The organism is Cupriavidus sp. PB-02, from assembly GCF_058252315.1.
This window is the reverse complement of the sequence record NZ_CM177694.1, coordinates 1041155-1066666: the sequence shown is the minus strand read 5'-3', so window position 1 is coordinate 1066666 and position 25512 is coordinate 1041155. Positions and strand designations below refer to the sequence as shown.

The 25512-nt window shown below is 65.0% G+C and carries 27 protein-coding genes; 1 reads left to right on the top strand and 26 read right to left on the bottom strand.

Features of this window, described 5'->3' with window-relative positions; translation table 11 throughout:
- Positions 1–49 precede the first annotated feature (49 nt).
- The gene (locus AC10V3_RS05105) at positions 50–508 is read left to right on the top strand and encodes a helix-turn-helix domain-containing protein (protein WP_022534097.1); all 459 of its coding nucleotides are present in this window, start codon (positions 50–52) and stop codon (positions 506–508) included.
- On the opposite strand, the gene ureG is transcribed toward AC10V3_RS05105, so the two are convergent.
- The 26 genes from ureG to AC10V3_RS04975 form a co-directional block, all read right to left on the bottom strand.
- Positions 505–1134, bottom strand: coding sequence for an urease accessory protein UreG (ureG, locus tag AC10V3_RS05100; RefSeq protein WP_022534096.1), 630 nt, complete (start codon positions 1132–1134; stop codon positions 505–507). The two genes, AC10V3_RS05105 and ureG, sit on opposite strands and share 4 nt — an antisense overlap.
- A 14-nt stretch (positions 1135–1148) precedes the next feature.
- Entirely contained in the window at positions 1149–1841 is a 693-nt protein-coding gene (locus AC10V3_RS05095) for an urease accessory protein UreF (RefSeq protein WP_490923198.1), read from the bottom strand.
- Positions 1842–1871: 30 nt separating this feature from the next.
- Positions 1872–2537 (bottom strand): urease accessory protein UreE, encoded by a 666-nt coding sequence (gene ureE / locus AC10V3_RS05090; protein WP_022534094.1) that lies wholly within the window; start codon positions 2535–2537, stop codon positions 1872–1874.
- Positions 2538–2565: 28 nt separating this feature from the next.
- Complete coding sequence (gene ureC, locus AC10V3_RS05085) at positions 2566–4284, bottom strand: urease subunit alpha (protein WP_349609464.1); 1719 nt, start codon at positions 4282–4284, stop codon at positions 2566–2568.
- Positions 4281–4586, bottom strand: a complete 306-nt coding sequence (locus tag AC10V3_RS05080; protein ID WP_022534092.1) for an urease subunit beta — start codon at positions 4584–4586, stop codon at positions 4281–4283. Before AC10V3_RS05080 ends, ureC begins: the two co-directional genes overlap by 4 nt.
- Positions 4587–4597: 11 nt before the next feature.
- Complete coding sequence (locus tag AC10V3_RS05075; protein WP_022534091.1) at positions 4598–5209, bottom strand: HupE/UreJ family protein; 612 nt, start codon at positions 5207–5209, stop codon at positions 4598–4600.
- Positions 5210–5261: 52 nt separating this feature from the next.
- On the bottom strand, positions 5262–5564 hold the full coding sequence (locus AC10V3_RS05070) for an urease subunit gamma (protein WP_022534090.1): 303 nt from the start codon (positions 5562–5564) through the stop codon (positions 5262–5264).
- A 31-nt stretch (positions 5565–5595) separates the two neighbouring features.
- Positions 5596–6465: an urease accessory protein UreD gene (locus tag AC10V3_RS05065; protein WP_490923197.1), complete on the bottom strand. Its 870-nt coding sequence runs from the start codon at positions 6463–6465 to the stop codon at positions 5596–5598.
- Between the two features lie 122 nt (positions 6466–6587).
- The gene (gene urtE / locus AC10V3_RS05060; protein ID WP_022534088.1) at positions 6588–7280 is read right to left on the bottom strand and encodes an urea ABC transporter ATP-binding subunit UrtE; all 693 of its coding nucleotides are present in this window, start codon (positions 7278–7280) and stop codon (positions 6588–6590) included.
- Between the two features lie 2 nt (positions 7281–7282).
- Positions 7283–8131, bottom strand: a complete 849-nt coding sequence (gene urtD / locus AC10V3_RS05055) for an urea ABC transporter ATP-binding protein UrtD (protein ID WP_022534087.1) — start codon at positions 8129–8131, stop codon at positions 7283–7285.
- Positions 8128–9333 carry an urea ABC transporter permease subunit UrtC gene (gene urtC, locus AC10V3_RS05050; protein ID WP_490923659.1) on the bottom strand — a complete coding sequence of 402 codons (1206 nt, stop codon included), beginning with the start codon at positions 9331–9333 and terminating at the stop codon, positions 8128–8130. Before urtC ends, urtD begins: the two co-directional genes overlap by 4 nt.
- A complete protein-coding gene (gene urtB / locus AC10V3_RS05045; protein WP_041680967.1) occupies positions 9333–10949 on the bottom strand; it encodes an urea ABC transporter permease subunit UrtB in 1617 nt (538 codons plus the stop codon). Before urtB ends, urtC begins: the two co-directional genes overlap by 1 nt.
- Before the next feature lie 154 nt (positions 10950–11103).
- Complete coding sequence (gene urtA / locus AC10V3_RS05040; RefSeq protein ID WP_022534084.1) at positions 11104–12360, bottom strand: urea ABC transporter substrate-binding protein; 1257 nt, start codon at positions 12358–12360, stop codon at positions 11104–11106.
- A gap of 407 nt (positions 12361–12767) precedes the next feature.
- Complete coding sequence (gene cyoD / locus AC10V3_RS05035) at positions 12768–13133, bottom strand: cytochrome o ubiquinol oxidase subunit IV (protein ID WP_349609471.1); 366 nt, start codon at positions 13131–13133, stop codon at positions 12768–12770.
- Entirely contained in the window at positions 13133–13777 is a 645-nt protein-coding gene (gene cyoC / locus AC10V3_RS05030; RefSeq protein WP_022534082.1) for a cytochrome o ubiquinol oxidase subunit III, read from the bottom strand. The genes cyoD and cyoC overlap by 1 nt, the downstream gene beginning before the upstream one ends.
- 5 nt (positions 13778–13782) lie before the next feature.
- The gene (cyoB, locus tag AC10V3_RS05025) at positions 13783–15756 is read right to left on the bottom strand and encodes a cytochrome o ubiquinol oxidase subunit I (RefSeq protein WP_041681278.1); all 1974 of its coding nucleotides are present in this window, start codon (positions 15754–15756) and stop codon (positions 13783–13785) included.
- A gap of 8 nt (positions 15757–15764) precedes the next feature.
- Positions 15765–16733, bottom strand: a complete 969-nt coding sequence (cyoA, locus tag AC10V3_RS05020) for a ubiquinol oxidase subunit II (protein WP_022534080.1) — start codon at positions 16731–16733, stop codon at positions 15765–15767.
- Between the two features lie 609 nt (positions 16734–17342).
- Positions 17343–17819 (bottom strand): MaoC family dehydratase, encoded by a 477-nt coding sequence (locus tag AC10V3_RS05015; RefSeq protein WP_022534079.1) that lies wholly within the window; start codon positions 17817–17819, stop codon positions 17343–17345.
- Positions 17820–17859: 40 nt separating this feature from the next.
- Positions 17860–18303 (bottom strand): MaoC family dehydratase, encoded by a 444-nt coding sequence (locus AC10V3_RS05010; RefSeq protein ID WP_022534078.1) that lies wholly within the window; start codon positions 18301–18303, stop codon positions 17860–17862.
- Positions 18304–18463: 160 nt separating this feature from the next.
- Entirely contained in the window at positions 18464–19582 is a 1119-nt protein-coding gene (locus AC10V3_RS05005) for an acyl-CoA dehydrogenase family protein (RefSeq protein ID WP_022534077.1), read from the bottom strand.
- Positions 19583–19595: 13 nt separating this feature from the next.
- Positions 19596–20798, bottom strand: coding sequence for an acyl-CoA dehydrogenase family protein (locus tag AC10V3_RS05000; RefSeq protein WP_349609474.1), 1203 nt, complete (start codon positions 20796–20798; stop codon positions 19596–19598).
- A gap of 94 nt (positions 20799–20892) precedes the next feature.
- Complete coding sequence (locus tag AC10V3_RS04995; RefSeq protein ID WP_022534075.1) at positions 20893–21351, bottom strand: DUF1178 family protein; 459 nt, start codon at positions 21349–21351, stop codon at positions 20893–20895.
- A 182-nt stretch (positions 21352–21533) separates the two neighbouring features.
- Positions 21534–22160: an NUDIX domain-containing protein gene (locus AC10V3_RS04990; protein ID WP_022534074.1), complete on the bottom strand. Its 627-nt coding sequence runs from the start codon at positions 22158–22160 to the stop codon at positions 21534–21536.
- 44 nt (positions 22161–22204) lie between these two features.
- Positions 22205–22513: a DUF2818 family protein gene (locus tag AC10V3_RS04985; protein ID WP_022534073.1), complete on the bottom strand. Its 309-nt coding sequence runs from the start codon at positions 22511–22513 to the stop codon at positions 22205–22207.
- Positions 22514–22526: 13 nt separating this feature from the next.
- The gene (nuoN, locus tag AC10V3_RS04980; protein WP_022534072.1) at positions 22527–24002 is read right to left on the bottom strand and encodes an NADH-quinone oxidoreductase subunit NuoN; all 1476 of its coding nucleotides are present in this window, start codon (positions 24000–24002) and stop codon (positions 22527–22529) included.
- 18 nt (positions 24003–24020) lie between these two features.
- Positions 24021–25487: an NADH-quinone oxidoreductase subunit M gene (locus AC10V3_RS04975; RefSeq protein ID WP_022534071.1), complete on the bottom strand. Its 1467-nt coding sequence runs from the start codon at positions 25485–25487 to the stop codon at positions 24021–24023.
- Between the last annotated feature and the right edge of the window lie 25 nt (positions 25488–25512).

Here is a 25512-nt window from a genome sequence, read left to right as displayed (position 1 = left end):
TGGGGAACTTCGGCTTAGCCTCAGACCACTCCGAACTCTTCACGACCCCATGACTTCTCGACATCTCAGACTATTCGGATTGCATCTTGCCTGGCTACGCAAGCAGCGGGGCTGGTCCCAGGAAACCCTGTCGCTCGAAAGCGGTCTGGCGCGCTCGTACCTGAGCGGCATCGAAGGCGGCAAGCGCAATGTGGCGCTGATCAATATCTGCACACTGGCCGAGACCCTTGCCGTGCCGCCATCCGAAATGCTGGACTTCAGCCTGCTGGACTTCAGCCGCCACAACGCCAGCCAGTTGCAAGTGGAACAGCCGCGCATGCCTTTCGGTAACCGGCAGCAGGCAGCGATCGAGGCCACCGTGCGCCATATGGCCGAACTGAGCGAGCCCGAGCTGAACGTGGCGGCGGCGGTGGCGCGGGCGCTGGCTGGCAAGGGCAGCTTCCGCCCGCCCGTGGGCTATGTCAGGCACGCCACCAAGCCCGGCGCCGCCGACGACACCGGGGGCTAGACGCCCAGCATGCCCTGCCGTTCGATAAAGCGGATGACCTCGTCCAGGCCCTGCCCGGACTTGATGCTGCCCATCACGAACGGCCGGGCGCCGCGCATCTTGCGCGCATCGCTTTCCATTACTTCCAGCGAGGCGCCCACGTACGGCGCCAGGTCCGTCTTGTTGATCACCAGCAGGTCGGACTTGGTGATGCCGGGCCCACCCTTTCTCGGAATTTTCTCACCGCCGGCGACGTCGATAACGTAGATCGTCAAATCAGAAAGTTCTGGGCTGAAGGTTGCAGCCAGGTTGTCGCCGCCGGATTCGATGAACACCACGTCGGCGTCCGGGAACCTGGCCAGCATGCGGTCGACCGCTTCCAGGTTGATCGACGCGTCCTCGCGGATCGCTGTGTGCGGGCAGCCGCCGGTTTCCACGCCCATGATGCGCTCGGCCGGCAGCGCGCCGGAGATCGTCAGCAGGCGCTGGTCTTCCTTGGTGTAGATGTCGTTGGTGATGGCGACCAGGTCATAGCGGTCGCGCATCGCCTTGCACAGCATCTCGAGCAACGTGGTCTTGCCGGAGCCGACCGGGCCGCCGACGCCGACGCGCAGCGGAGGGTTCTTCTTGGTACGGGCCTGGGTCATGGTGAAGTGTGGATTCAGGATCGGAACAGCCGGGAGTACTGCGTTTCGTGGCGTGCGGAAAGCAGGCCCAGCATCGGTGAAAAAGTAGAGAGTTGTGGCGGCGCGGAATCGGCGCGGCGCACGGCTTCCTCTACGGTATCGAGCACCGCTGCGTGCAGGCGGCGCAGCATGTGTTGCCCTGCCACCTGGCCTAGCGGCACTGCCTTGATTGCGGCGGCTACCTGGTTCTCGGCCCAGTTGAAGCAGTAGGCGGCAAGCCCGTCGCGCGTATCGACCTGCAGCGCCACGCATGCCGCGGTGAAGGCCGTCGGCAGGCAGACCGGCGACAGCGCCGCCAGCGCGTCACGCAGCGCCGGGGTGCCCCACTCCATCTGCGCAATCAGCTTTGCCAGCGACCAGCCCATCTGCTCGGTCTCCAGCCGCAGTTCGGAGGTCTCGCGCGTGGCGTGGAACCAGTCGTTCCATGCCTTCACTTGCGCGGCGTCGCCGGACAGCCAGTGGCGATGCAGCAGCAGCCACAGCGGCGCTTCGCATTGCGCCTGCACGTGCAACAGGTTGTCGCGGATCCAGCGTTCGGCGGTCGGCGCGTCATGCACGTTGCCGCAATCGATGGCGGCCTCCAGGCCTTGCGAATAGCTGAAGCCGCCGATGGGCAGCGCGGGGGATGCGAGGTGGAGCAGGGAGATGAGTTGGGAAAGGCCGGGCATGATACGGCGACTCAATGCAGACAGCGCGGGTCAGCGCTTGTGACCACAGTGGTCATCATGGACATGATGCGGATCGCCATGATCGTGGGCATGGTCATGGCTATGGCCGTGCCCATGCGAGTGAGAGTGCGCATGCGAGTGCCCGTGCTCATGGTCATGCGCATGACTGTGATCATGCCCATGATGCTCCTGAAACACCGCCTGCGCGGCCGCATAGTCCTCGGCAAACGTCGCATCATGCCCATGCTTGTGCCCGCCGCCATAGGCCCCAGCCTCCGGCTCGAATGGCAACTCCGCACGCTCGGCGCGCACGCCCAGCCGCTTCAGCATGTCGGCCAGCACCTGGTCGTATTCCAGCCGCAGGTAATCGCGCCCGATCTCCACCGGCGTGTGCCGATTGCCAAGGTGATACGCAGCGCGCATCAGCGCGTGCGGATCATCCGAGCGCACTTCCAGCACGGTTTCAGCGGCGGCCTGCACCTCAATAAAGCTGCCGTTCTCCGCCACCAGCAAGTCGCCACCCCGCAGCACGGTACCGCGCGGCAGGAACAACGCGGCTTCCTCACCATTGTCGAGCACCGCCCGCAGGCGACTCTTGCTACGTTCGGAGAAAGGCAGCACCAGCTTGGTAGCACGGCGCACCAGCACCGGCGCGATGCCGTGCGGGGCGCTCAGGAGTTTGTCGATCTTCAGCATGCGGGATCCGGGGCTCCGCCCCGGTGGTTCAGAACAGGAAATAGCGCTGCGCCATGGGCAGCTCGGTGGCTGGCTCGCACGTCAGCAACTGGCCGTCGGCGACCACCTGGTAGGTCTCGGGGTCGACCGTGACGTGCGGCTGCCAGTCATTGTGCACCATGTCGCGCTTGCTGACCGTGCGCGTGCCGCGCACCGCCGACAGTGTTTTGGCCAACCCGTAGCGCTCGCCGATGCCGGCCGCCAGTGCCGCCTGCGACACGAAGGTCAGCGACGAGCGGTGCAGCGCCCCGCCGGCCGTCGCGAACATCGGGCGGTAGTGCACCGGCTGGGGCGTCGGGATCGACGCATTGGGGTCGCCCATCGCCGCCGCGGCGATCATGCCGCCCTTCAGGATCAGGCTCGGCTTGACGCCGAAGAACGCCGGGCGCCACAGCACCAGGTCAGCCCACTTGCCGACTTCCACCGAACCCACTTCATGGGCGATGCCATGGGTCAGCGCCGGATTGATGGTGTACTTGGCAACGTAGCGCTTGACGCGGAAGTTGTCGTGCCCGCCGCGCGCATCGTGCGGATCGCCCGGCAGCTTGCCGCGCTGCAGCGCCATCTTGTGCGCGGTCTGCCAGGTGCGGATGATGACCTCGCCCACGCGGCCCATCGCCTGCGAATCGCTGGAGATCATCGAGAACGCGCCCAGGTCGTGCAGGATATCCTCGGCAGCGATGGTCTCGCGGCGGATGCGGCTTTCGGCGAAGGCGATGTCCTCGGCAATCGACGGATCCAGGTGATGGCACACCATCAGCATGTCGAGATGCTCGTCCAGCGTATTGACGGTGTACGGGCGCGTCGGGTTGGTCGACGACGGCAGCACGTTGGCCTCGCCACACACCTTGATGATGTCGGGCGCATGGCCGCCGCCGGCGCCTTCGGTGTGATACGTATGGATGGTGCGGCCCTTGAACGCCGCGACGGTCACCTCGACAAAGCCAGCCTCATTAAGCGTGTCGGTGTGGATCGCCACCTGAGTGTCGGTCGCGTCCGCCACCGACAGGCAGGTATCGATCGCCGCCGGCGTGGTGCCCCAGTCCTCATGCAGCTTCAGGCCGATCGCGCCAGCTTCCACCTGCTCCAGGAGCGGCGCCTGCTGGCTGGCATTGCCCTTGCCCAGCAGGCCGATATTCATCGGGTAGGCGTCGGCTGCCTGCAGCATGCGCTCCATATACCACGGCCCCGGCGTCACGGTGGTGGCGAAGGTGCCGGTGGCCGGTCCGGTGCCACCGCCGATCATGGTGGTGACGCCGCTCATCAGTGCCTCTTCGATCTGCTGCGGGCAGATGAAGTGGATATGGCTATCGATGCCGCCGGCGGTGACGATCATGCCCTCGCCCGCGATCACCTCGGTGCCCGGCCCGACCACGATGGTCACGCCCGGCTGGATATCGGGATTCCCGGCCTTGCCGATCGACGCGATGCGCCCGTCCTTCAGGCCGATATCCGCCTTGACGATGCCCCAGTGGTCGACGATCAGCGCATTGGTGATGACGGTATCGACGCAGTCCTTCGCCATGCGCTGGCTCTGGCCCATGCCATCGCGGATCACCTTCCCGCCGCCGAACTTCACTTCCTCGCCGTAGATGGTGAAGTCCTTCTCGACCTCGATGATGAGCCCGGTGTCGGCCAGCCGCACGCGGTCGCCGGTGGTCGGGCCGAACATCTCGGCATAGGCCTGCCTGGAAATCTTTGCCATCACAGCGCTCCCATGATCTTGCCGTTGAAGCCGAAGACGATGCGGTCGCCATCCAGCGCCACCAGTTCGACGGTTCGGGTCTGGCCGGGCTCGAAGCGCACCGCAGTGCCGGCCGCGATATTCAGCCGGAAGCCGCGGGTGGCCTCGCGGTCGAACGCGAGCGCGATGTTGGTCTCGTAGAAGTGGAAGTGCGAGCCGACCTGGATCGGACGGTCGCCGGTATTGGCCACCGTCACGCTGACCGTGGCGCGGCCGGCGTTGAGTTCGATCTCGCCGTCGGCGGGCATCAGTTCACCGGGGATCATGGCAGTCCTCCTCAGGCGACCAGCAGGCCGGCGCCGTACAGCGCCACGCCGGCGCCCGCCAGGCGCGCCAGCCAGCCGGCGCGGCGGCGCAGCAGCGTGCCGGCGCCGATACCGAGCAGGTGCAGCGCCATGGTCGACACAGCAAAGCCGCCAACATAAGCCAGCACGGCCGGCAGTGCGCCCGCGGTGCCTGGCAACTCGGCGCCGTGCGCATAGCCATGAAACACGGCGAAACCGCCGACCAGCAGCGTGCCAGCCCACGCCGGCAGCTTGGCACGCAGAGCCACCAGCAGGCCGATCACCAGCAACGAGGCAGCGATCATCGGCTCGACCGCCGGCAACGCCACCCCGGACAGCCCCAGCGCAGCACCTACCAGCATCAGCGCGACGAAAGCCAGCGGCAGGCGCATCGTGTCGGATGCCGAGCGCGCGATCAGCGCGCTCCACACACCCACCGCCGCCATCGCCAGCAAGTGGTCGGCACCGGTGAAGGGATGCGCCAGGCCGGCCCACAGGCTGGCGCCGACAGTGGCGGCATCATGGCCAGGATGCGCCAGCGCGGCGCTGGCGGCAACGGTCAGGGCAGTGCCCAGGGCAAGGCGCAGGCAGGCGGTACGATTCATGTCGGCTCTCGGTTGATCTTGTTGTTCGGGATCGGGCGTCGGCGCGTGGCGCTCAGACGATGGGATGGTGCACGGTCACCAGCTTGGTGCCGTCAGGGAAAGTCGCTTCGACCTGGATCTCGGGGATCATCTCGGCCACGCCGTCCATCACGTCGTCGCGGCTCAGCACCGTGGTGCCCTCGTGCATCAGCTCGGCCACGGTGCGGCCGTCGCGCGCGCCTTCCATGATGGCGGCGGTGATCAGCGCCACCGCCTCCGGGTAGTTCAGCTTGAGTCCGCGTGCCTTGCGCCGTTCAGCCAGCAGCGCGGCGGTGAAGATCAGCAGCTTGTCTTTCTCTCGCGGCGTCAGTTCCATCTTGTGTTCCTTGTTCTACGGATGTTTTCGCTTATGTTGCCCACAGGCGCAGCGGCCGCGCGACCACACCGTGAATCGGCTCGCGCAGTGCCTGCCAGCTATCCACCATGACGTGGCGCACGGCTTCCATCTGCCGGCCGAGCACGCGCAACAGCAGCATCGATTGCCCGTTGGCTGCGAGGCAGGTCACACCGGCGCGCAGCTCCGGCGTATAAGGCAGTCGGTCGGCAAGCATTTCAGCCAGCTCCTGCGTGGCGCCCTTGCCCACTGCCCACAGCGTGCCCAGCACGTTCAGGCCGTCGAGCCCGGCCACCCCTGTACGCAGCGGCGAGGCCGCCTCGAAATGCGATTGTTCGATCCACAGCGCACGCTCGCCCGCGCCGATCCGGGTATCCAGCCACAGCGCGCCGCGAGCCCACTGCTCGCCCGACGCCTGCCGCCCCAGCACCACAGCATCCCAGCCGATCGCGCTGCCGCCGGGCGCCACCTCGAGCACCGTCGAAATGCGCGCGCGGGCATCGTCAAAGACGATGTTCTCCTGCGGCAGCCAGTCCAGCCGCGCGCCCGGCCCGACGGTGAGGCGCACATACTGCGCCGCCTCGCGGCCGAGCGACTTGTACCACTTGGTCGCACCCGGTGTGGCCAGCACAGCATGCGCGCCCGCCTCCACCGTCACGTCGATTTCCAGGCTGTCCCCGCCCGCCACGCCCGCCGGCGGGTGCAGGATGACGACGTGGCAGATCCCGCCCTCGGGATACAGCGGCTTCTGCACCAGCAGCGGCCCCTGGTGGCGCCGCTCAATCAGCGCGGTGCGTTCGCCGCGTTGCGCAAAGCGCAGCCGCAGCGTTGCCTGCCATGCGGCGGGCACGGCGAGGGACGAAGGGAAATCGGGATGACGCATGGCAAGGAAAAGCCGGCGGCGGAGCGCGCGCGATGGCGGGGGTTGCAGGCATCATAGCGCGCCACCCGCCTGGGCGGAAGCGGCGCGCAGCCGACAATTCCCCGCGCTGCGCCGTGCCCGCCTTACACGGCGATCAGCTCCCGCACGCCGTCCTGCTCCATGCTGGCGCCGGCGCCGCGCGCCACCACCTCGCCGCGGCTCATCACCACATAGTGGTCGGCGATATGGCGCGCGAACTCGTAGTACTGCTCGACCAGCAGGACCGTCATGCCGAACTCGTCGACCAGCAGCCGCAGCGCGCGGCCGATGTCCTGGATGATGGACGGCTGGATGCCTTCTGTAGGCTCGTCCAGGATCAGCAAACCCGGCTCGCTCATCAGCGCGCGGCCGATCGCCAGTTGCTGCTGCTGGCCGCCCGACAGGTCGCCGCCGCGGCGCAGGCGCATGGTGCGCAGTACGGGAAAGAGCTGGTAGATCCGGTCCGGCACGCCGGACGGACGCGCGCGGCTGGCAGCGCCGATCAGCAGGTTTTCTTCCACGGTCAGGCGCGGGAAGATCTCTCGGCCCTGCGGCACGTAGGCCAGCCCGGCCGAGACGCGCTCGTAGGGCGGCTTCTTCTCCAGCGCCTTGCCCTCCCACTGGATGCTGCCGCTGCGCGTCGGCACCACGCCCATCAGGCACTTGAGCAATGTGCTCTTGCCCACGCCGTTGCGGCCCAGCAGCGTGGTCAGCTTGCCGGCGGGCACGTCGAAGCTGACGTTGCGCAGGATATGGCTGCCGCCATAGAACTGGTTCAGTGCATTGACCTGCAGCATGCTTATCTTCCCAGGTAGGATTCGATCACGCGATCGTCGCGCTTGACGCTGTCGAGCGTGCCTTCGGCCAGCACGCTGCCCTCTGCCAGCACCGTGACCTTGCCGGCATCGCCAGCCAGCGCGGCAACGAACTCCATGTCGTGCTCCACCACCATCATCGAGCAGCTGCCGCGCAGGCCGTTGAGCAGCGCCGCGAGCTGCATCGTTTCCTCATCGGTCATGCCCGCCACCGGCTCGTCGAGCAACAGCAGCTGTGGCTGCTGCATCAGCAGCATGCCGATCTCCAGCCGCTGCTTCTGCCCGTGCGACAGCAGGCCGGCGGGCCGGTAGGCCTCGTCCTCCAGCCCGGTCAGCGCCAGCGTCTCCTCGATGCGGCGGTGCCCCTCCCCCGTCAGGCGCGCGCGCAGCGACGACCACCAGCGCTTGTCGGCCTTCATCGCCAGCTCCAGGTTCTCCCACACCGCGTGCTGCTCGAACACGGTAGGCTTCTGGAACTTGCGGCCGATGCCGACCTGGGCAATGCGCGGCTCGGTCATGCGCATCAGGTCGATGGTCTGGCCGAGGAACACGCGGCCGCTGACATTGGCGTTGCGCGGGCCGGTCTTGCCGGTGATGACATCCATCATCGTGGTCTTGCCGGCGCCGTTGGGGCCGATCACGCAGCGCAGTTCGCCGTGGTCGATCGACAGTGTCAGCTTGTTGAGCGCGCGGAAGCCGTCGAACTGGACTGTCAGGTCTTCCAGGTACAGGATCGGGCCGTGCGACACATCGATGGTGCCGGGCTCGACGATCCGGCCCAGGCCGGTGGCGTCGCCGCTTTCCGCCTGGCCATGTTCGAGTGCGGCGTTCATGCTTCACCTCCGGTGCGGGCCGCCACGGCAGGCGCGGAAACAGGTTCTGGTGCAGGCGGCGCAGCAGCCGCGCGTCGCTCGCGCAGGCGATCCCACAAGCCGGTCACGCCGTCGGGCAAGTACAGCGTCACCAGCACGAACATCGCGCCCAACAGGAACAGCCAGTACTCGGCAAAGTGGGCCGTGAAGACGGTCTTGGCGCCATTGACCAGGAAGGCGCCGATCACCGGCCCGATCAGCGTGCCGCGCCCGCCCACGGCTACCCAGACGGCCATTTCAATCGAGTTGCCGGGCGACATCTCGCCGGGGTTGATGATGCCGACCTGCGGCACATACAACGCACCTGCGATGCCGCACAGCACAGCGGAGAAGGTCCATACGAACAGCTTGTAGCCGAGCGGGTTGTAGCCGGAGAACATCACGCGCATCTCGGCATCGCGCACCGCGGTGACAACGCGGCCGAGCTTCGAGGTGACGATATAGCGGCAGGCGACAAACCCGGCCAGCAGCGCCAGGAAGGTCAGCACGAACAGCGCCGTACGCGTTTGCGGCGCGGCGATGGCAAAGCCCGCGATGCGTTTGAAGTCGGTAAAGCCGTTGTTGCCGCCAAAGCCGGTCTCGTTGCGGAAGAACAGCAGCATCGCTGCATACGTCATTGCCTGCGTGATGATCGACAGGTACACGCCCTTGATGCGCGAGCGGAAGGCAAAGAAGCCGAACAGCCACGCCAGCACGCCCGGCACCAGCACCACCAGCAACAGCGCGAAGCCCAGATGCTCAGTGCCATGCCAGAACCACGGCAACTCCTTCCAGTCGAGGAACACCATGAAGTCCGGCAGGTCGCTCTTGTACACGCCCTCACGCCCGATCGAACGCATCAGGTACATGCCCATGGCATAGCCGCCGAGCGCGAAGAACAGCCCGTGGCCCAGGCTCAGGATGCCGCAGTAGCCCCACACCAGGTCCAGCGCGATCGCCGCCAGCGCAAAGCACATGATCTTGCCGACCAGCGTCAGCGCATACGCCGACAGGTGCAGCGGATGGCCCTCCGGCAGCACCAGCGCGCATACCGGCACGCCGATGCCGACGATCACCGTGACCGCCACCAGCATCATCCAGCCGCGCCGCGAGAATAGCGACTGGCGCTCTGGCACCGCCAGCCGGAACGGCGTGGCGGGAGAATTCGATTGGAATCGCTGCATCATGCCTCCGCGCTGCGCCCCTTGAGCGCGAAAAGTCCCTGCGGCCGCTTCTGGATGAAGAGCACGATCAGCACCAGGACAAGGATCTTGGCCAGCACCGCGCCGTAGAACGGCTCGATGAACTTGTTGATGATGCCCAGTCCGAACGCGCCGACGATGGTCCCCGCCAGTTGCCCCACCCCGCCCAGCACCACCACCATGAACGAGTCGATGATGTAAGCCTGGCCTAGGTCAGGACCGACATTGCCGATCTGCGACAGCGCGCAGCCACCCAGCCCGGCGATGCCTGCGCCGAAGGCAAAGGCATAGCTATCCACCTTCCACGTACGCACGCCGACGCAGGCAGCCATGGTGCGGTTCTGCGTGGTGGCGCGCACGAACAGCCCGAGCCGCGTACGGTTCAGCACCGCCCACGCCACCGCCACCACGGCCAGCGCAAACAGGATGATGACGATGCGGTTGTACGGGATCACCAGCCCAGGCATCCATTCGACGCCGCCGCTCATCCAGGCCGGGTTGGCCACTTCGACGTTCTGCGCGCCGAACAGCGTGCGCACCGCCTGCATCAGCAGCAGGCTCACGCCGAAGGTGGCCAGCAGCGTTTCCAGCGGACGGCCGTACAGGTGGCGCAGCACCAGCCGCTCGAGCACGAAGCCCACCACCGCCGCCGCCAGGAACGACGCCGGCAGCGCCGCCGGCAGGTACCAGTCGAACGCACCCGGAGCGTAGGCACGGAACAGCGACTGCACCACGTAGGTGGCATAGGCGCCGATCATCAGGAACTCGCCGTGCGCCATGTTGATGACGCCGATCAGGCCATAGGTGATGGCCAGCCCGAGCGCAGCCAGCAGCAGCACGCTGCCCAGGCTCAGCCCGGCGAACAGGTTGCCAATCAGCTCGGCGCGGCGTTGGTCGCTGCGCAGCGTGTCCAGCGCCTGCTGGGCGGCCAGGCGAACGTCGGCGTCGGGCTCGCGGTAGTTGCCGGCGCTGTCGCGCTCCACCAGCGGCGCCAGCTTCTGGCGGCTCTGCGGATTGCTGTCGTTGCCGAGGATACGGATCGCCTCGAGCCGCGCGTCATGCGCAGCAGGATCGGCCGGCTCGGCCAGCACCAGGTTGGCCCAGATCACGTCGAGGCTGGCGCGCAGGCCGGCATCGGCCTCGTTCTTGCGCGCGGCTTCGACCGCGGGGCGCGAGGCGCTTTCCGGCTGGGCGCGCAGCGTGGCGACCGCCTGCGCGCGCACCGCGATGTCGGGCGACTGCAGCAGCAGGCTGCTGGCGGCGCTGTCGACCAGTGCACGCAAGCTGTTGTTCAGGGTCAGCGATTCCAGTTCGTCGGTCTTCACCGAGACTGGTTTGCCGGTGATCGCATCGACGGTCTTGTCGCCGTCCTGCCGCACCATGCCGACCGATGGTGCGTATTGCAGCGCATCGTCCTGCAAGGCTTTCAGGATCGGGCCGGCCTGCTCGGGCGGTGCCTTCGCCAGCGCGGTCAGCGCCGCGGTCTTGGCGTCGAAATCGTCTTCGACCAGCGGCTTCAGGTCAGCCTGCGTCAGCGCCGCGGCCCACGGCGCCGCGGCCAGCAGCAGCGCTGCCAGCATGGCGCGCAGCCACGGCATCGCGTTTATCGGGAGGTGTTGGCGCATAAGGGCTGGCGGAGTGGCGGCGCTTATGCGCCTTGTTGTTCTGGTGTGCGAGAAGGGGGCGACGCGCTTCCCTCCCCCGCCTTGCGGGAGCAGGAAGCTATCGCCAGGGAGACGGACTTGCGTCCGCTTACATCACCTTGTCCGGCTTGCCTTCATTACCCGTGATAAACGGGCTCCACGGCTGCGCGCGCACCGCCTTCGGCGTCTTCCACACCACCGAGAACTGGCCATCGCCCTTCACTTCGCCGATCATCACTGGCTTGTACAGGTGGTGGTTCTCGCCCATGGTCAGCGTGAAGCCGTCCGGCGCCTTGAAGGTCTGGCCGTACATCGCCGCACGCACCTTGTCGGCGTCGGTGGACCCGGCCTTCTTCACGGCCTGCGCCCACATCTTGATGCCCACGTAGGTGGCTTCCATCGGGTCGTTGGTCACGCGCTTGTCGCCGCCCGGCAGGTTGTTGGCCTTGACCCACGCCGCCCACTGCTTGCGGAAGGCGTCGTTCTCGGGGTTCTTGACCGACATGAAGTAGTTCCACGCGGCCAGGTGGCCAACCAGCGGCTTGGTGTCGATGCCGCGCAGTTCCTCCTCACCCACCGAGAACGCCACCACCGGCACGTCCTTGGCCTTCAGGCCGGCGTTGCCCAGTTCCTTGTAGAACGGCACGTTGGAGTCGCCGTTGATGGTCGAGATCACCGCGGTCTTGCCGCCCTGCGAGAACTTCTTGATATTGGCGACGATGGTCTGGTAGTCGCTGTGGCCAAACGGCGTGTAGACCTCTTCGATGTCCTTGTCGGCAACGCCCTTGCTCTTCAGGAAGGCGCGCAGGATCTTGTTGGTGGTGCGCGGGTAGACGTAGTCAGTGCCCAGCAAGTAGAAGCGCTTGGCGCCGCCACCTTCCTTGCTCATCAGGTATTCCACCGCCGGGATCGCCTGCTGGTTGGGCGCCGCGCCGGTGTAGAAGACGTTCTTGGACATTTCCTCGCCTTCATACTGCACCGGGTAGAACAGCAGCGAGTTCAGTTCCTCATAGACCGGGAGCACCGACTTGCGCGACACGGAGGTCCAGCAGCCGAAGGTCACCGCAACCTTGTCCTTGCTGACCAGCTGGCGCGCCTTCTCCGCGAACAGCGGCCAGTTGGAGGCCGGGTCCACCACCACCGGCTCGAGCTTGCGGCCGAGCACGCCGCCGCTCTTGTTGATCTCGTCGATGGTCATCAGGGCCACGTCTTTCAGCGACGTTTCCGAGATGGCCATCGTGCCGGACAGCGAGTGCAGGATACCGACCTTGATCGGTTCCTTGGACTGCGCCATGGCCAGCGGGCTGATACCGATCATTGCCGCGGCGGCGATGGCCGACAGCTTCAGCATGTCACGTCGTTGCATTTGCAGCTCCCGTTTATGGTGTTAGTCAGGGACTACGCTCCCCGGGTGATGCTTCTGCAACTAGCGTGCCATTGGAGTCCTGGCGGTTTGAGGCCGGATACTGGCGGCCGGCGTGGCGCGACGAGGCCGGCGACCCCTGCGCGCACCATGGGCGTGCATTGCACGTGCGCACTGAGACAGTGCGCCGGCACAAATGCGTGCACCCACAGTGCATCGCGTGCGCGATCACGACGAAGGCGTGCGCCAGAACCGGGCGGACCCATACGGGGGGTGCGCGTCCCGCCCGGATATTAAGCGCACACTTAAACCCGTAGATACGTTCAAACCCTAAGGCTGTAGCGAAGCCACGCAGCAAAAAAACGGGGCCCCTCGCGGGGCCCCGTTTCTCGATGCCAGGACTTCAGTCCTTACATCACCATCATGTTGGTATTCAGGTTGTGCATGATCCACAGCGAACCCGCCAGCACGATCACCAGCACCAGCACCGTGAACAGCAGCGCGACCACGTTGCTGCGCTGCTCGGACGACGAGTCCAGGTGCAGGAAGTACTTCAGGTGGACCAGGATCTGGACCGCGGCCATGCCCAGGATGATCCAGAGGATGGTGCCCTTGTCCATGGTCCCGTCCATCACGAGCTTGAACGGGATCACGGTCAGGATCACGGCCAGGATAAAGCCGATCGCGTACGACTTGAAGCTGGCATGGGTGTCATGCGAGGCATGCGCGTGCGAGTCGTGGGCGCCATGCGCCGCCGGTGCGTTGTGTTGTGCCATCACACTGCTCCCATCAGGTAGACCACGGTAAAGACGCCGATCCAGACCACGTCCAGGAAGTGCCAGAACAGCGACAGGCAAGTCAGGCGCTTGACCAGCGTTGGGGTGATGCCCTTCCTGGCCAGTTGCCACATCAGCACGATCATCCACAGCATGCCGCTGGCGACGTGCAGGCCGTGGGTGCCGACCAGCGTGAAGAACGACGACAGGAACGCGCTGCGGCCCGGGCCGGCGCCTTCGGCGATCAGGTGGTGGAACTCGTTGATTTCCATCGCCATGAAGGCCAGGCCCAGCAGGAACGTGATGCCGAGCCACACCTGCACGCGGCTCAGGCTGCGGTTCTGCAGCGAGATCATCGCCATGCCGTACGTGATCGAGGAGAACAGCAGGATGAAGGTCTCCACCAGCACGTAGTTGAGCTCGAACAGCTCCTTGCCCGACGGGCCGCCTGCCACTTCGCCGCGCAGCACGGCGAAGGCCGCGAACAGTCCGGCGAAGATGATGCAGTCGCTCATCAGGTAGATCCAGAAGCCATACACCGTATTGGCACTGGTATCGTGGTGCGCATGGTCATGGCCATGGGCGTCGGCGTGAGCCGAGGCGCCGGCCTGCGCGGGGATGCGGTCTAGGACTTGAGTCGACATGGTTCTTAGGCCTGCGAAGCAATGCGCTGCAGTTGGCGCGTTTCGATCTGCTCGACCTCGGTGGCCGGCACGTAGTAGTCGATATGGTCGTCGTTGCTGCGGTGGATAAACGCCCAGATCATGCCCACCAGGCCAACGATGGCCATCCACCAGATATGCCAGGTCAGGGCAAAGCCGAACACCAGGCTGAAGGCGCCGATGATGAAGCCCGCGCCCGTGTTCTTGGGCATGTGGATCTTCTCGTAGCCTTCGGTCGGCAGCGTCTCGCCACGGGCCTTCATGTCGGCGAACGCGTCCAGGTCACGCACCACCGGGGTGTGCGCGAAGTTGTAGAACGGCGGCGGCGACGAGGTGGCCCACTCCAGGGTACGGCCGCCCCACGGGTCGCCGGTCACGTCGGCCAGCTTCTTGCGGTCGCGGATCGACACGACGATCTGCAGCACCTGGAAGAAGATGCCCAGTGCCACGAACACCACGCCGACCACGGCCAGGTACAGCCACGGCGTCCAGGCCGGGTTGTCGGTGTGGTTCAGGCGGCGGGTCATGCCCATCAGGCCCAGCACGTACAGCGGCATGAAGGCGAAGTAGAAACCGACCAGCCAGCACCAGAAGGCGCACTTGCCCAGGCGCTCGTTCAGCGTGAAGCCGAACGCCTTCGGCCACCAGTAGGTGATGCCAGCCAGGTAGCCGAACAGCACGCCGCCGATGATCACGTTGTGGAAGTGGGCGATCAGGAACAGGCTGTTGTGCAGCACGAAGTCGGCAGCCGGCACGGCCATCAGCACGCCGGTCATGCCGCCGATCACGAAGGTGATCATGAAGCCCAGCGTCCACAGCACCGGCGAGGTCATCTGGACCCGGCCGCGGTACATCGTGAACAGCCAGTTGAAGATCTTCACCCCGGTCGGGATGGAGATGATCATGGTCGTGATGCCGAAGAACGCGTTGACATTGGCGCCCGAGCCCATCGTGAAGAAGTGGTGTAGCCACACGATGAACGACAGCACCATGATCGCGGCGGTCGCGTACACCATGCCCTTGTAGCCGAACAGCTTCTTGCCCGAGAACGTGGCGATGACTTCAGAGAAGATACCGAACGCCGGCAGGATCAGGATGTACACCTCGGGGTGGCCCCAGATCCAGATCAGGTTCACGTACATCATGGCGTTGCCGCCACCGTCGTTCGTGAAGAAGTGCGTACCGGCGTAGCGATCCAGGCCCAGCAGCGCCAGGGTCACGGTCAGCACCGGGAAGGCGGCCACGATCAGCACGTTGGTGCACAGCGCGGTCCAGGTGAACACCGGCATGCGCATCAGCGTCATGCCAGGCGCGCGCATGCGCATGATGGTCACCAGGAAGTTCACGCCGGTCAGCAGCGTGCCGAGGCCGGAGATCTGCAAGCTCCAGAGGTAATAGTCCACCCCTACCCCAGGGCTGTAGTCCAGGCCCGACAGCGGCGGGTAGGCCAGCCAGCCGGTCTTGGCGAATTCACCGACGCCCAGCGAGACATTGACCAGCATGGCGCCCGACACGAACAGCCAGAAGCTCAGCGTGTTCAGGAACGGGAAGGCCACGTCGCGCGCGCCGATCTGCAGCGGCACGACCAGGTTCATCAGGCCGGTCATCAGCGGCATGGCCACGAAGAAGATCATGATCACGCCGTGGGCGGTGAAGATCTGGTCGTAGTGCTCAGGCGGCAGAACGCCGGTCGCGCCATTCGTGGCGAGCGCCAGCTGGGTACGCATCATGACCGCGTCGGCGAAGCCGCGCAGCAGCATGACCAGGGCGACCAGGCAGTACATCACGCCGATCTTCTTGTGGTCGACCGAGGTGAACCACTCGTTCCAGAGATAGCCCCACTTCTTGAAATAGGTGATCGCGCCTAGCAGCGCGGCACCGCCCAGGGCGATGCCAGCCAGAACGACCATGATGATCGGCTCATGAAACGGAATCGCCGACAAACTCAACTTGCCAAACATCATTGCTCCTAGGATTGCGCGCCCAGCGTCGGCTTCACCGGCGTGGTCATCGACAGCTGCTTTTCACCGAGGGTGTTGCGCGACGTGCAGATCGGGCCGCCCTTGAACCCGTCGGCGGCCAGCGCGGCGCCGCTTTGGCCCATGTACTTGTGCAGGATGCTGTGGAAGAGCTGGTCTTCCACCTTGCCGTAGTACGTGACCGGCTCCTTCTCGCTGGGTTGTGCCAGCGTCTGGTAGCCTTCAACGCCCAGTTCGGTGGACGAGGCGCGAACCTTGGCGACCCACTGGTCGAACTCATAGTTCGACATGGCGAGGGCCTTGAACTTCATGCCCGAGAAGCCGCCGCCGCTGTAGTTGGCGGAAACGCCGTCATACGAGCCGGCTTCGTTGGCGATCAGGTGCAGCTTGGTCTGCATCCCTGCCATGGCGTACACCTGGCTGCCCAGTTGCGGGATGAAGAACGAATTCATGATCGAATCCGAGGTGATCTTGAAGTTCACCGGGGTGTCGACCGGGAAGGCGATCTGGTTGACCGTGGCGATCTTCAGTTCCGGATAGATGAACAGCCACTTCCAGTTCAGCGCCACCACCTCGATGGTGACCGGCTTCTTGTTGGATTCGAGCGGCTTATAGGGGTCCAGGTCGTGCGAGGACTTCCAGGTGATGATGCCCAGCGCAATGATGATCAGGCAGGGGATCAGCCATACCACCACTTCGATCGCGGTGGAGTGCGACCAGTCGGGTTCATAGCGTGCCGAGGTATTGCTGGCGCGGTACTTCCACGCAAACCACAGCGTCAGCACGATCACCGGGACCACCACCAGCAGCATGAGCCAGGTGGCGATCAGGATGATGCCTTTGATGTCGACGCCGACCTGCCCCTTCGGGTCGAGCAGCGTCATGTTGCAGCCAGCGAGCAGGAGCAGGCCGAGGCAGGGCAGGAACCGCGTCCAACGCGGCAGTATGGGTTTCTTCATGTCACGACTGGTTTGGTTACACCGCGCTTTGGGCAAAAGCGTGGCTAAACCGCCTGATGCTCGCGCAAGAGGCGTGGGGCTATGGGAAAACCGGAAGGACGTGTCCTTAGCTGGCGTTGCGGTCGGGCGGCGGATCTAACGCCGGAGGACCATGCGGCCTTGCAACGCCATGAACACGGAAGGACAACTGACTGCGCGCGCTGCAGGCCCTGTGGGACCTTGCCGGCGCTGCGGCACCTGGTGGCCGAAACCGCGAACGGTCCCGGCTCAGTACAGCGGCCGGGTAGCGTTGGAATACGAGGTTTTTGCACTTCCCGACGGACCTGCCTTCATGGCAGGCGCGGTTTTCGGCCGGGGAGTGCAACACGTAAAACATCGTGGGCGCGACTGTACCGCAACGCAACATTACGGGTAAACCCAACGCCACAGAACACACTGTTCGGCTGAACGGACAATCGACAACGCTGACCGCAGCGCGAGTCTTGATCGGCGTCAACGTCACAAAATCCGTATGTAAATATGCAGAAAGCCGCGCATTGCGCGGCTTTGCCGGGTGCGACAACACCGTGTGGCATATTGTCGCAGTGCGTCAGAACCGACCTCGCAGGGTCAACCGTACCGGCGTGTGATCGACTCTGCCACGCACACGGGACGCTCGCTGCCCTCGCGTTCGATCGTCACTTCCCATGTGGATTGCGCGCCCACCAGTTCGGGCGACTTCGGCAGCGGGTCGAGCCGTTCGACCTTGAGCAGCTTGATGCGTGCCCGCAGCTTGCTGCCGACCGGCACGGGTGCGGTGAAGCGCACGCGATTCAGGCCGTAGTTGACGCCGATCTTGGACGGCATATGCAGTGCGTTGTGCATGAACTTGGGCAGCAGCGACAACGTCAGGAAGCCGTGGGCGATCGGGCCACCATAGGGCGACTCCTTCTTTGCGCGCTCCACGTCGACGTGGATCCACTGGTGGTCGCCGGTGGCCTCGGCAAACTGGTTGACCTGCTGCTGGGTCACCTCGATCCAGTCGCTGACCGCGACTTCCTGGCCCTGCAGGCCTTCCAGCTCTTCCAACGATGCGATGGTACGCATGGCGGTTGTCTCCTCGATGGGTGGGTTGGTGTTCTTGCGCTCAGGCCGGCCGACGTCCGTACATGCCCATGCCCTTGACCGTGCAGACCAGCTCGCCGCGCTGGTTGGTGGCTTCCCACTGGGTGTGGACCACGCCGCGGTCCGGCTTGGACTGCGACGGCCGGGTATCCAGTACGTTCAGCACGACGGTGAGCGTGTCGCCTGCGTAGACGGGCTTGAGCCAGCGGATCTCGTCGACACCGGGCGAACCCATGCTGGCCGACTTGCCGGTGGTGCTCAGCACCAGCAGGCGCATCATGATCGAGCACGTCATCCAGCCGCTCGAGATCAGACCGCCGTAGATGCTCTTGGCGGCGGCTTCCTTGTCGACATGGAACGGCTGGGGATCGTACTGCCGCGCGAAGCTGAGGATCTCTTCCTCCGTGACGAGGTAGGAGCCCAGTTCGCGGCGGCTGCCGACTGCAAAATCCTCGAAATACAGCATCGGTTGTCTCTCCGTGGTGTCTGGCTGTTGACTTGTCTGCACGATGATCGCATGACAGGGGCAGGCGAGCGTCCGTATTTGCGGAACCCGCCCCTAACAGCGCGCAAAGAAAAAAACCGCGCCTGGACTACGGCGCGGTTTCTGTCTGGCCCTGCTTGGCTCAGGCGGCTTCCTGGAACCCCGGCTGGGCGGCAAACCTGCCCAGGTGGTGATCCACGTCGCCGAAGCTGGTGTTGATCAGCGTCAGCCGCTTGAACATGTGCGCGGCCGGCAGTTCGTTGGTCACGCCCATGCCGCCGTGGATCTGCACCGCTTCCTGGCCGACCGTGCGGGCTGCCTGCCCCACACGCGCCTTGGCGGCGGAGACATAGCGGCGGCGCTCTTCCGGCGACGCCTCCTCAAAGCGGGCCGCGGCCAGCAGCGTGATCGAGCGAGACTGCTCGGCATGGATAAACATCTCGACCATGCGGTGCTGCAGCGCCTGGAAGCGCGCGATCGGCTGGCCGAACTGCTGGCGCGTCTTGGCATAATCCAGCGTGGCGGCATTGAGCGTATCCATCACGCCCACGGCCTCGGCGCACAGCAGCACGGCGGCGTAGTCGGCGACCTGCTCGATGATCGGGAAAGCCTTGCCAGCCTCGCCCAGCAGTTGCGCCGGCGCGTCCTGGAAGGTGATGTCGGCCGCGCGCAGGTTGTCGATGGTGCGGTAGTCCTTGATGCTGACGCCGGCACCCTTGGCATCGACCAGGAACAGCGAGATGCCGTCCTGGTCGGCATCGGCGCCGCTGCTGCGGGCCGACACGACCAGCTTGTCGGCCTGGCCGCCATGCACCACCACGACCTTGCGGCCGCTGAGCTTGCCGTCGCGCGCGGTCACGCGCACGTTGTTCAGCTCATAACGCGCCTGCGGCTCGTTGAAGGCCACCGCCAGCTTCAGTTCGCCGCCGGCGACCTGCTCCAGCAGCGCGTCCTGGCCCCCGGCCAGGCCGAGCGCATAGGCACCCACCACCGTGGCCAGGTACGGTTCAACGATCAGTCCGCGGCCCAGCTCCTGCTGCACCACCATCATGTCCAGGGCCTTGCCCGCGAAGCCGCCCTGCTCTTCCGGCACCGGCAGCGCGGTCAGGCCGAGCTCGACCAGCGAGCCCCAAGCGGCCTCGCCGTAGCCGGCGGCGCTTTCGTAGTTCTTCTTGCGGGACTCGAAGCCGTAGTCCTTGTCGATAAAACGGCGGACGGCGTCAGCCAGTTGCTTCTGTTCGTCGCTGAGATTGAAGTTCATGATGCGTGTCTCCTCACAGCCCCAGAATCATCTGGCTGATGATGTTCTTCTGAATTTCGTTGGACCCGCCGTAGATGGAGGTCTTGCGATAGTTGAAGTAGTACGCGGCCAGCGGCGCCGCGTCGTCGTAGCCGGTGACGGCGTGTTCGGTCTCGCACTCCAGGTAGGCCGTGTCGAACGGCTGGGCGTACGGGCCGACGGCCTCGACCATCAGCTCGGTCAGCAGCTGCTGGATCTCGGTGCCCTTGATCTTGAGCATAGAGGCCTCGGGGCCGGGGCCCTTGCCGGCGGCTTCGCTCGACACTACGCGCAGCACGGTAATCTCCAGCGCCATCAGCTCGATCTCCAAAGCGGCGACCTTGGCGCCGAACACCGGATCCTCCAGCAGCGGCTTGCCGTTCTTCTGCTGCTGGCGCGCCACGCGCTTGAGGAAGCCCAGCTCGCGCTTGGAATTGCCGACGCGGGCGATGCCGGTGCGCTCATGGCCGAGCAGGTACTTGGCGTAGGTCCAGCCGCGGTTCTCTTCGCCGACGCGGTTCTCGACCGGCACCTTGACGTTGTCGAAGAAGACTTCGTTCACCTCGTGCTCTTCGTCGAGCATGATGATCGGGCGCACGGTGATGCCCGGCGTCTTCATGTCGATCAGCAGGAACGAGATGCCCTCTTGCTTCTTGGCTTCGGGATCGGTGCGCACCAGGCAGAAGATCATGTCGGCGTGCTGGCCGAGCGTGGTCCACGTCTTCTGGCCGTTGACGATGTAGTGCTTGCCGTCCGGGGTCAGCTCGGCGCGGGTCTTCACCGACGCCAGGTCCGAACCCGAGCCCGGCTCCGAATAGCCTTGGCACCACCAGTCGGTGCAGTCCAGGATGCGCGGCAGGTAGTAGGACTTCTGGTCCTCGCTGCCGTACTTCATGATGACTGGCGCAACCATCGCCACGCCGAAAGGCAGCACGCCGGGCGCGCCGACGCGGGCATTCTCCTCGTCCCAGATATGGCGTTGCGTAGCGTTCCAGCCGGTGCCGCCGTACTGTACGGGCCAGTGCGGCGCCGACCAGCCCTTGCCGGCGAGGATCTTGTGCCAGCGCACCAGGTCGTCGCGGTTCGGACGGCGGTGATTGAGAATCTTGCTGCGGATGTCCGCCGGCAAGTTGGCTTCGAGCCAGCTACGCACTTCCTCGCGGAAGGCGTTGTCGGACGCCGAGTAGTTGAGATCCATGCCCGTCTCCAGTGGTGCCGGCATTTTCTGAAGCTGCCGGCGGTTTGTTCTGCCTGCGCGTCATGCGCCGACAGCAACGGGCACAGGACGCAATTCAGTGAGCCGTCTGCTTCAGCGCATCCGGCACTACGAGCGGAAAAGTCTCGATGCCCTCCTCGGCCAGCGCCTGCACTTCCTCCGGCGAGGCCGAACCGCGGATGCCGCGTTCCGGCGCTTCGTCATAGTGCATGCGCCTTGCCTCTTCGGCAAAGCGGTCGCCAACGTCCTCGGTCTGGGCCAGCACCTGCTTCACTGCCTTCAAATAGAGCGCTTGCAGTGTTGCCGGTGGCGCGGCTTGCTGCGCCGCCTGCTGCGCCGGTTTGGCGGCGCCCTTGGGCGCGGTCGCGCCCGACAGGTTCAGGCGCGGCGCGCTGGGCAGCCGCGTAACGGCGTGGTCGCCACAGACCGGGCATTGGACGAGGTCACGCGAGATTTGCGACTGCGCTTCTTCCTCCGAGGCAAACCAGCCCTCGAAACGATGGTCTTGCGCACAGCGCAGGTCGAGCACCTTCATGATCTATCCAGCCCGTCAAAAGCTATATTATCCGTGAATCGAAATTTTGTGAACGGTCGTGCTAAATTTTTTCGAACGACCGTTCGGAACAGCTGCCTGCCGCACAATTCACGCCGCGCGCCGTGCCCTGTCACCAGCTTAGCGCAGGCCAGTCCAACGCGCCGACGTGACGAATGCGTATCTCAGCCTGGCAGGGACTGCTCGCCTGGCTGCCACGTACCGGAGATCACTTTTTCCAGCCAGAATGCGCCGATGATGGTCTTCACGTCGGTAATGCGCCCGCTGCGGACCCAGTCGAGCACCTGCTCCACCGGGGTGATGAAGGTCTCGATGAACTCGCCGTCGTCGAGTTGCGCCTCGCCGTGCGTCAGGTCGCGCGCCAGGAAGATGTCGATGAATTCGGTCGAATACGAGATCACCGGATGGATGCGCGTCAGGTAGTCCCAGCGCGCCGCGCTGTAGCCGGTCTCCTCCAGCAGCTCGCGCTCGCCGCAGCGCTGCGCGCCCTCTTGCGGATCGAGCTTGCCGGCCGGGAATTCCAGCATCACTTCACCGATCGGGTAGCGGAACTGGCGCTCCATCAGCACGGTGCCGTCGTCGAACAGCGGGATCATCATCACCGCGCCGGGGTGGACGATGTACTCCCGCCCGGTCTGCTTGCCGTCGGGCAGCCTGACGATGTCTTGCTTGAGGGTGAGGAACTTGCCGCGATGGACCGTGGCCGAGGCGACGCACACTTCCTTCAGTGCGTCGTCGTTTTCAGTCTGGTCGGCGGGCAGCGAGGTACCGCCTTGAGTCTTGTCGGTCATGGACGCTCCGGATCAGGCAGGGCCCGGGGCCGACAAGACCGGCTTCAGGCCGTGCGGTGTTTGACGAGGTATTGCCAGGTGAAGCCCGGGAAGGCAAACACCAGCATCATGCAGGCGGTGATGGCGTAGAACTGCCAGCCCTGCGGGAAGGCGTTGCCGAGGCTGGCTTCCACCGCAAAGCCGGCGGCGCCGGCCACCGCGTACCACAAGATCAGTTCCAGCAGGCGCAGCCACAGGGGCTTGCGCGCCTGCCGCAACGGGATCACCGCGAACAGGCGCTGGTTCACAAACGGCAGGTTCGCACTGACCAGTGCCAGCAGGATGACAAACCAGCCGCTTGCGGATGCGCTCATGGCGTGTGGCGGATCAGGAACCCAGCGTCGCGCGGATGGCCTGGTAGCACAGGTTCATCAGCGCGGCCGGGAAAATGCCCAGCAGGATCACCGCGGCGCCGTTCACGCTCAGCATCGAGCGCAGGCCAAAGGTGGCTTCCAGTTCTTCTTCAGCAGCGGGCGCATCGAAGTACATCAGCTTGACGATACGCAGGTAGTAGAACGCGCCGATCAGCGAGAACAGCACGGCCACCACGGCCAGCCAGGTCATGCCGGCCTTGACCACTGCATCCAGCACGGCCAGCTTGGCATAGAAGCCCACGGTCGGCGGAATGCCGGCCAGCGAGAACATCATCACCAGCATCAGGAACGCGAACCACGGGTTGCGGCGCGACATGCCCCTCAGGTCTTCCAGCGTCTCGGCCTCGAAACCCTTGTTCGTGCGCAGCAGAATGATGCCGAAGGTGCCCAGCGTGGTCAGCAGGTAGGTCACCGAGTAGAACATCGCCGAGCTGTAGGCATCCGCGGCGCCGTCGGCCTTGTTGGCCACCACGCCCGACAGCAGGCCCAGCAGCACGAAGCCCATGTGCGAGATGGTCGAGTACGCCAGCATCCGCTTCAGGTTGCTCTGCACGATGGCAGTCAGGTTGCCGATGGCCAGCGAGATGATCGACAGCACCACCAGCATCATCTGCCAGTCGTTGGCCAGCGGCAGCAGGCCTTCCACCAGCACGCGGATAAACAGCGCGAACGCAGCAACCTTCGGGCCGCCGGCGATAAGCAACGTCACTGCGGTCGGCGAGCCCTGGTAGATGTCCGGGATCCACATGTGGAACGGTGCGGCGCCCAGCTTGAACGACAGGCCGGCGACGATAAAGACCACGCCGAAGGCCAGCATGGTGGTGTTGACGCGACCCGACTCGACCACGCGGAACACCTCGCCCAGGTTCAGCGAACCGGTGGCGCCGTACATCATCGAGATGCCGTACAGCAGGAAGCCCGAAGCCAGCGCGCCCAGCACGAAGTACTTCATCGCCGATTCAGAGGTCACGCGCGAATCGCGGCGCAGCGCCACCAGCGCGTACGACGACAGCGACAGCAGTTCCAGGCCCAGGTACAGGGTCAGGAAGTTGTTGCCGGTGATCATCACGATCTGGCCGCCGAGCGTAAACAGCGCGAGCTGGTAGAACTCGCCGGCGAACATGTCGCGCTCAGCCAGGTAGCGGCGCGTATAGACCAGCGTCACGAACAGGCCGGCCGAGCAGAACGCGGACAGCACGTTGGCCATCGGGTCGATCACCACCAGGTTGGAGAACGCGTAATGCGTCTCGCCGGCGGCGGCGTTCAGGCCGAACCATACGGTCAGGACCAGCGTGGTGAGCAGCGACAGCGGATAGGCCACGCTCTGCTTGCCCTTGCCGCGGGCAAGGTCGATCCAGTTGACCGCGCCGATGGCGATCGCCAGGAAGATGATCGGCGCCACGGGGCCGAGTGTCGAGGACGGTTGCATGTTGATATCTCTCCCCGATTACAGCTTGGACTGTGCAGCATGCTGCAGCAGGTTCACCACGGACGGGTGCATCACGTCGGTAAAGGGCTTCGGATGCAGGCCCATGTACAGCGTCATGATGGCCAGCAGGCCGAGCATGACGAACTCACGCTTGTTCAGGTCGGCCAGCTCGCGCACGTGCTGGTGCACGATGTCGCCGAAGATCACGCGCTTGACCATCCACAGCGAGTAGGCAGCGCCGAAGATCAGGGCGGTGGCGGCCAGCAGGCCGATCCAGAAGTCGAACTTGACCGCGCCCAGGATCACCATGAATTCGCCGACAAAGCCCGAGGTGGCCGGCAGGCCGCAGTTGGCCATCGCGAAGAACACTGCCAGCGCGGCGAACTTGGGCATGGTGTTGACCACGCCGCCGTAGTCGGCGATCTGGCGCGAGTGGACGCGGTCGTACAGCACGCCGATGCAAAGGAACATCGCGCCGGAGATAAAGCCGTGCGAGATCATCTGCACGATGCCGCCTTCCACGCCAATGTCGCTGAAGATAAAGAAGCCCAGCGTGACGAAGCCCATGTGGGCGATCGACGAGTACGCCACCAGCTTCTTCATGTCCGCCTGCACCAGCGCGACCAGGCCGATGTAGATCACGGCGATCAGCGAGATCGTGATGATGAACGGGGCCAGGTAGTGGCTCGCGTCAGGGGCGATCGGCAGCGAGAACCGCAGGAAACCGTAGGCGCCCAGCTTCAGCATGATGGCGGCCAGCACCACCGAACCGCCGGTCGGCGCTTCCACGTGAGCGTCCGGCAGCCAGGTGTGCACCGGCCACATCGGCACCTTGACCGCGAAGGCGACGAAGAAGGCAATGAACAGTGCGATCTGCTCGTTCATCGACAGCTTGGCCTGGTGCCATTGCAGGATGTCGAAGGTGCCGGTCTTGTTGTACAGGTACAGCAGCGCGACCAGCGTCAGCAGCGAGCCGGCCAGCGTGTACAGGAAGAACTTGAACGCGGCATAGACGCGGTTCGGGCCGCCCCACACGCCGATGATGATGTACATCGGGATCAGCGTGGCCTCGAAGAACACGTAGAACAGCATGCCGTCCAGCGTGCAGAACACGCCGACCATCAGGCCCGACAGGATCAGGAACGAGGCCATGTATTCGGCCACACGATCGGTGATCACTTCCCAGGCCGAGATCACCACGATCACCGTGATGAAGGCGGTCAGCACGACGAACCACATCGAGATGCCGTCAACCCCCAGCAGGTAGTTGATATTGAAGCGCTCGATCCAGTTCGCCTTCTCGACGAACTGCATCGACGCGGTGGTGCGGTCGAAGTGGAACACCAGCGGCAGCGTGACGACGAAGCTCGCGATCGAGCCGAAGAGCGACATCCACCGCACGAAGCCCGGGCTTCGGTCCGAGCCGAAGGCGAGGATCAGCAGGCCGAAAAAGACAGGCAGCCAGATTGAGAAAGACAGAACCATTTCTATGTTTTCCTTACTTGGTGCC

What these genes read in the sequence shown, in the direction of transcription:
- AC10V3_RS05105 (WP_022534097.1), top strand. Translation starts at nt 50, where the DNA reads ATGACTTCTCGACATCTCAGACTATTCGGATTGCATCTTGCCTGGCTA.
- ureG (WP_022534096.1), bottom strand. Translation starts at nt 1,134, where the DNA reads ATGACCCAGGCCCGTACCAAGAAGAACCCTCCGCTGCGCGTCGGCGTC.
- AC10V3_RS05095 (WP_490923198.1), bottom strand. Translation starts at nt 1,841, where the DNA reads ATGCCCGGCCTTTCCCAACTCATCTCCCTGCTCCACCTCGCATCCCCC.
- ureE (WP_022534094.1), bottom strand. Translation starts at nt 2,537, where the DNA reads ATGCTGAAGATCGACAAACTCCTGAGCGCCCCGCACGGCATCGCGCCG.
- AC10V3_RS05080 (WP_022534092.1), bottom strand. Translation starts at nt 4,586, where the DNA reads ATGATCCCCGGTGAACTGATGCCCGCCGACGGCGAGATCGAACTCAAC.
- AC10V3_RS05075 (WP_022534091.1), bottom strand. Translation starts at nt 5,209, where the DNA reads ATGAATCGTACCGCCTGCCTGCGCCTTGCCCTGGGCACTGCCCTGACC.
- AC10V3_RS05070 (WP_022534090.1), bottom strand. Translation starts at nt 5,564, where the DNA reads ATGGAACTGACGCCGCGAGAGAAAGACAAGCTGCTGATCTTCACCGCC.
- AC10V3_RS05065 (WP_490923197.1), bottom strand. Translation starts at nt 6,465, where the DNA reads ATGCGTCATCCCGATTTCCCTTCGTCCCTCGCCGTGCCCGCCGCATGG.
- urtE (WP_022534088.1), bottom strand. Translation starts at nt 7,280, where the DNA reads ATGCTGCAGGTCAATGCACTGAACCAGTTCTATGGCGGCAGCCATATC.
- urtD (WP_022534087.1), bottom strand. Translation starts at nt 8,131, where the DNA reads ATGAACGCCGCACTCGAACATGGCCAGGCGGAAAGCGGCGACGCCACC.
- urtC (WP_490923659.1), bottom strand. Translation starts at nt 9,333, where the DNA reads ATGCAGCGATTCCAATCGAATTCTCCCGCCACGCCGTTCCGGCTGGCG.
- urtB (WP_041680967.1), bottom strand. Translation starts at nt 10,949, where the DNA reads ATGCCGTGGCTGCGCGCCATGCTGGCAGCGCTGCTGCTGGCCGCGGCG.
- urtA (WP_022534084.1), bottom strand. Translation starts at nt 12,360, where the DNA reads ATGCAACGACGTGACATGCTGAAGCTGTCGGCCATCGCCGCCGCGGCA.
- cyoD (WP_349609471.1), bottom strand. Translation starts at nt 13,133, where the DNA reads ATGGCACAACACAACGCACCGGCGGCGCATGGCGCCCACGACTCGCAC.
- cyoC (WP_022534082.1), bottom strand. Translation starts at nt 13,777, where the DNA reads ATGTCGACTCAAGTCCTAGACCGCATCCCCGCGCAGGCCGGCGCCTCG.
- cyoB (WP_041681278.1), bottom strand. Translation starts at nt 15,756, where the DNA reads ATGTTTGGCAAGTTGAGTTTGTCGGCGATTCCGTTTCATGAGCCGATC.
- cyoA (WP_022534080.1), bottom strand. Translation starts at nt 16,733, where the DNA reads ATGAAGAAACCCATACTGCCGCGTTGGACGCGGTTCCTGCCCTGCCTC.
- AC10V3_RS05015 (WP_022534079.1), bottom strand. Translation starts at nt 17,819, where the DNA reads ATGCGTACCATCGCATCGTTGGAAGAGCTGGAAGGCCTGCAGGGCCAG.
- AC10V3_RS05010 (WP_022534078.1), bottom strand. Translation starts at nt 18,303, where the DNA reads ATGCTGTATTTCGAGGATTTTGCAGTCGGCAGCCGCCGCGAACTGGGC.
- AC10V3_RS05005 (WP_022534077.1), bottom strand. Translation starts at nt 19,582, where the DNA reads ATGAACTTCAATCTCAGCGACGAACAGAAGCAACTGGCTGACGCCGTC.
- AC10V3_RS05000 (WP_349609474.1), bottom strand. Translation starts at nt 20,798, where the DNA reads ATGGATCTCAACTACTCGGCGTCCGACAACGCCTTCCGCGAGGAAGTG.
- AC10V3_RS04995 (WP_022534075.1), bottom strand. Translation starts at nt 21,351, where the DNA reads ATGAAGGTGCTCGACCTGCGCTGTGCGCAAGACCATCGTTTCGAGGGC.
- AC10V3_RS04990 (WP_022534074.1), bottom strand. Translation starts at nt 22,160, where the DNA reads ATGACCGACAAGACTCAAGGCGGTACCTCGCTGCCCGCCGACCAGACT.
- AC10V3_RS04985 (WP_022534073.1), bottom strand. Translation starts at nt 22,513, where the DNA reads ATGAGCGCATCCGCAAGCGGCTGGTTTGTCATCCTGCTGGCACTGGTC.
- nuoN (WP_022534072.1), bottom strand. Translation starts at nt 24,002, where the DNA reads ATGCAACCGTCCTCGACACTCGGCCCCGTGGCGCCGATCATCTTCCTG.
- AC10V3_RS04975 (WP_022534071.1), bottom strand. Translation starts at nt 25,487, where the DNA reads ATGGTTCTGTCTTTCTCAATCTGGCTGCCTGTCTTTTTCGGCCTGCTG.